The organism is Pseudomonas brassicae (assembly GCF_010671725.1).
Taxonomy (GTDB): Bacteria; Pseudomonadota; Gammaproteobacteria; order Pseudomonadales; family Pseudomonadaceae; genus Aquipseudomonas; species Aquipseudomonas brassicae.
In genome coordinates, this window is sequence record NZ_JAAHBU010000448.1 from 1 (window position 1) to 5,264 (window position 5,264).

Sequence of the window (5,264 nt, forward strand, 5' to 3'; positions counted from 1 at the left end):
GGCGGTCGACCTTGCCATTGGCGGTCAGCGGCCAGGCCGCCAGCGCGACAAACGCACTCGGCACCATATAGCCGGGCAGGCGCGTCAGCAGCGCAGCGCGCAATTCGCCCACGGTGGGCGCAGCATCGCGGTGGCGCGGGGTGAAGTAGGCCACCAGCCGTGGCTGGCCCGGTTCATCCTCGCGGGCCAGCACCAGCGCCTCCTCCACGCCCGGCACCTGGCCAAGCGCCGCCTCGATCTCGCCCAGTTCGATACGCAGGCCGCGAATCTTCACCTGGTCGTCGTTGCGCCCCAGGTATTCCAGGGTGCCGTCGGCGTTCCAGCGCGCCAGGTCGCCGGTGCGGTACATGCGGGCATGCGGTGCGGTGCTGAACGGGTCGTCGAGGAAGCGTTCGGCCGTCAGGTCCGGCCGATTCAGGTAACCACGCGCGACCCCCTCGCCGGCCACATACAGTTCGCCGGCTACCCCCGTGGGCACCAGGTGCAGGTGCTCATCCAGCAGGTACACACGGCTGTTGGCGATCGGCGTGCCGATGTCCAGCGAACCTCCCGGCCGCAGCGTACCCGAGGTAGCGACCACGGTCGCTTCGGTCGGGCCATAGTTGTTGACCACCGCAAAGCCCGGGTCGTGGTTGAACTGGCGCAACCGATCGCCTCCGATCAGCAAGGTGCGCAGGGTCGGATGACCCAGCCCGCGGCTGAACGCATACTCGGCCACCGGCGTCGGCAGGAACGCCACCTCCAGCGGCTGCGCCTGCCACCAGTCGAGCAGGCTGTCGAGCTGTTCGTTGCCGACCTGCGCCGGCGGCAGGTGCAGCACCGCACCCGCGCACAGCGCCGGCCACACCTCCCAGGCCATGGCATCGAAGCCGAACCCGGCCACGCTGGCGGTATGGCTGCCGGCCTGCAGGCCGAACGCCTGGCAATGCCAGCCCACCAGGTTGAGCAGGGTGCGGTGTTCGACCATCACGCCCTTGGGTTGCCCGGTAGAGCCGGAGGTGTAGATCACATACGCCAGGTGCGTTGCGCTCAAACCCGTCACTTGCGGGTCGTGCCCAAGCTGCGGCCAACTCACAGAGTCCAGCGCGATCACCGGCAGGCCCAGCGCCGGTACGCGGTCCAGCAGCGCCTGCTGGGTCAGCAGCGCCACCGGGGCGCTGTCTTCCAGCAGGTAGCGCACGCGCTCGTCGGGGTGCGCCGGGTCCACCGGCACATAGGCACCACCGGCCTTGAGCACGGCCAGCAGGCCGACCAGCGCCTCCAGGCCGCGACGGGCCATTACCGCGACGCGATCGTCCGGGCGTACACCCAGCCCGATCAGGTGATGGGCCAGGGCGTTGGCCTGGCGGTTCAGTTCGCCGTAGCTCAGTTGCCGCTCACCCTCGCGGGCGGCACAGGCGTCGGGCATGGCCTGCGCCCTGGCTTCGATCACGCCGTGCACGGTCACAGCCCGAGGCAGGCTCAACTGCGTGCCTGCAAGCCCTTCAAGCAGGTGGCGTCGCTCCTGGTCGTGGACCAGCGCGACCTGGTCAAGCACGGCCTGGTCATCGTCCACCAGGGCCTGCAACAGCTGCTCGAAATAACCGGCGTAACGGCGCACCGTGGCCTCGTCGAACAAGGCACAGGCGTATTCCAGCGAGCCGACCAGTGCATCGCCCTGTTCGCCCAGGTTCAGCGACAGGTCGAACTTGGCCACCTGGCCAGCCTGTTCCACCACCTCCAGTACCAGCGTATCCATGCGCGTGACCAGCGTATCGCCGGCCAGCCAGTTCAGGGTGGTCTGGAACAACGGCGGGTGGGCCAGGCTGCGTTCGGGACGCACGATCTCCACCACCTGCTCGAACGGCAGGTCCTGGTGGTCCTGTGCCGCCAGCACGCTGGTCTTGACCCGGCCCAGCAGCGTCGCGCCAGTGGGGCTGGCCGAGGTGTCGACACGCACCGCCAGGGTGTTGACGAACAGCCCGATCAAGCCTTCGAGTTCCGCCCGGCCGCGCCCCGCTACCGGGCTACCGATGACCACATCGGCCTGCCCCGACAGGCGTGCCAGCAGCGCAGCCCAGGCGCTCATCAAGGTCATGTAAAGGGTCACGCCGTGGCGACGCGACACGGCGCGCAGCGCGCTGGCCAGGCCCGCCTCCAGACGGATCGCCACGCTGGCACCGCTGAAGTCCTGTTGCACCGGCCGTGGCCGGTCACTCGGCAGCATCAGCAGGCCGGGCGCACCGTCCAGCGCCTGGCGCCAGTAGTCGGCCTGGCGCTGCAAGCGCTCGCCCACCAGCCAGCGACGCTGCCACACGGCATAGTCGGCGTACTGGATCGCCAGCGGCGGCAACGGGTCGGCATGACCCTGGCGCAAGGCGCCGTACAGCGCCAGCAGTTCGCGGGTCAGCACGCCCATCGACCAGCCGTCGGCAACGATATGGTGCAAGGTCAGCGACAGCACATGGTAATCGTCGGCCAGTTGCAGCAGGCAGCCACGCAGCAGCGGGCCGTTGCCCAGGTCGAACGGCTCGGCGGCCGCTGCGTGCAGGCGCTGCGCCAGGCTGTCGGGCCGCTCGCGCAGATCCTCGATGGCCAGCAATGGGGTATCGGGCACGTCGGCAACACGCACCTCGGCACCTTCGTCGCCCGCCACAAAGCGGCTGCGCAGCGTGTGATGCCGCGCCACGATGCACGCCAGCGCGCCGTGCAGCGCCGCCACGTCCAGTGCACCACGCAGCCCCAGCGCCAGGGCCATGTTGTAGGCCTGATTGCCACCTTCCATCTGCGCCAGGAACCACAGCCGCTGCTGCGCGAACGACAACGGCTGGGGCTGTTCGCCCGACACCGGCAGAATCGGCGGCAACTCGCTGCGCCCGGCACCCGCCAGGGCCTGGGCCACTGCCGCCAGCTCGCCCAGCGCAAACAGCTCGCTCAAGGGCAGCTCCACCCCCAGTCGCTCACGCACCTGCGAGACCATACGCATGGCCAGCAGCGAGTGCCCGCCCAGATCGAAGAAGTGGTCGTGACGCCCCACCCGCTGTACCTCCAGCACCTCGGCCCAGATCTGCGCCAGGGCCGTTTCGAGCCCGTCCTGCGGCGCTTCATAGGCGCGGTCGAGCAACGCCAGGCGCTCTGGCCGTGGCAGTGCGCGTCGGTCCAGCTTGCCATTGGCGGTCAGCGGCAACGCCGCCAGTTCCACGAACGCGGCCGGCACCATGTACTCGGGCAGGTGGGCCTGCAGATGGGCACGCATCTGTTCCACCGTGGGCGCTTCGGCCTGCGGGTGGGCAGTGAAATACACGACCAGCCGTGTCTGTCCCGGCTCGTCGTCACGGGCCATGACCACGGTCTCGCCGATGCCGGACAAGGTGTGCAGGCAACTGACGATCTCGCCCAGTTCGATGCGGAATCCGCGAATCTTCACCTGGTCGTCGTTGCGACCCAGGCAGTCGAGCTGGCCGTCTTCGCGCCAGCGCACCAGGTCGCCGGTGCGGTACATCCTGGCGCCGGGCTCATCGCTGAACGGGTCGAGCAGGAACCGTTCGGCGCTCAGCTCGGGGCGGTCGAGGTAGCCGCTGGCCACGCCGTCGCCGCCAATGTACAGCTCGCCCACCACGCCCGGCGGGGCCAGGCGCTGGTGGGCATCGAGCACGTACACCCGGGTGTTGCCGATCGGTCGGCCGATCGGTACCGACAGTGCGTCCAGGGGCACCTGCGCAACCTGGCAGACCGTCGCGAACGTGGTGGTTTCGGTGGGGCCATAGGCGTTCATCAGACGCACGCCCGCGCCCAGCGCCAGCAGCGTGCGGAACGCCGCCGGGTCGGCGCGCTCGCCCCCGCTGAGCAGGATGCGCAAGCCCCCCAGCGCTTCAGGGATCACCTGCACATAGTGGTTGAACAGCGCCGTGGTCAGGAACAGCACGCTGATGCCGTGGCTGCGCAGTGCCTCGCCAAAACGCGTCGGGTCGACCAGGGTCAGGTGATCGATCACCACCACCTGCCCGCCATTGAGCAACGCGCCCCATACTTCCAGGGTGCTGGCGTCGAAGGCCGGGTTGGAAGCGAACGCCAGGCGATCACGCTCGTCCAGGTCGGCATAGCCGTTGTTCAGCACCAGCCGGGCGATGCCGCGGTGCGTCACGCACACGCCCTTGGGCAGGCCGGTGGAGCCAGAGGTGTACATCACGTAGGCCACGCTGTCGCCGCCCTGCGCTAGGCCGGGGTCGTTGCTCGGCTGAGCATCCAGACGCAAGCGGTCCAGGTCGATGCGGTGCAGCGCAAGGTCGGCCGGGGCCGTGCTGGCCCCCAGTACCGCGACGGCCCGGCAATCCTTGAGCACGTAATGCTGGCGCTCGACCGGTGCATTGATGTCCAGCGGCACGTAGACGGCCGCGCACTTGCCGATGGCCAACTGGGCGACCAGCAGGTCCAGCGAACGCGGCAGCAGAATGCCGACGCAGTCCTGTGCCTTGACCCCCAGCCCGATCAGGTAATGCGCCAGCTGGTTGGCCCGCGTGTTCAGTGCGGCATAGGTCAGCGCCTGCTCTGCGTGCCGCGCGGCGACGGCCTGCGGATGGCGCGCCACCCTTTGTTCGAACAGGCGGTGCACCGGCACCTCGCGCGGGTAGTCGCGACGGGTATCGTTGAGGGTCGCCAGCAGCCGCGTACGTTGTGCGGCAGGCAGCACCGTGAGCTGTTCCAGCGGTTGCGTGCCACCTTGTTCCAGCGCCATGACCAGGCGCTTGAGGGCCTGCACGAAATAGCTGCAGATGCACTGGGGGTCGAGGCCTGCAGCGGCCAGGGCATTGAGCGCGAAGGCATCCCCCAGGTCATCGATGCTCAGCGTCAGCGGGTAATGGGTGCGTTCCTGTGCATGGAGCAACTCGATGCCGCGCCAGGCGGCCTCGGCGTGCTCGTCACGCGCGTGCGTCGCGCTGCCATGGCGGTAGTTGAGCAGCGTGCTGAACAAGGGCGTGCTCGCCGGCAAGGCACTGCACCGCTGGGCCAGCGCCAGCTGCGCGTGTTCGTGGCCGAGCAGGCCGGTCAGCCGGTGGTGCGTGTCGAGCACCGCATCGCGCACGCTCAGGGCCTGCAGTTCGAGGCGCAACGGCAAGGTGTTGATGAACACGCCCAGGGCGCGCTCCACGCCTTCACCCCCTTGCAAGCGGCCCAGCAGTACGGTGCCGAACACCACACTGGACCGCCCCGACAACTGCCCCAGCACCAGCGCCCAGGCCAGGTGCATCAGGCTGGCAGCCGTCACACCGGCCTGCCGCGCCTGT

1 protein-coding gene is annotated in these 5,264 nt (G+C 69.1%); it reads right to left on the reverse strand.

Annotated elements, in window-relative coordinates:
- Positions 1-5,264: non-ribosomal peptide synthetase (locus tag G3436_RS24165; RefSeq protein ID WP_163950355.1), on the reverse strand; the 5,264-nt coding region annotated here is incomplete at both ends.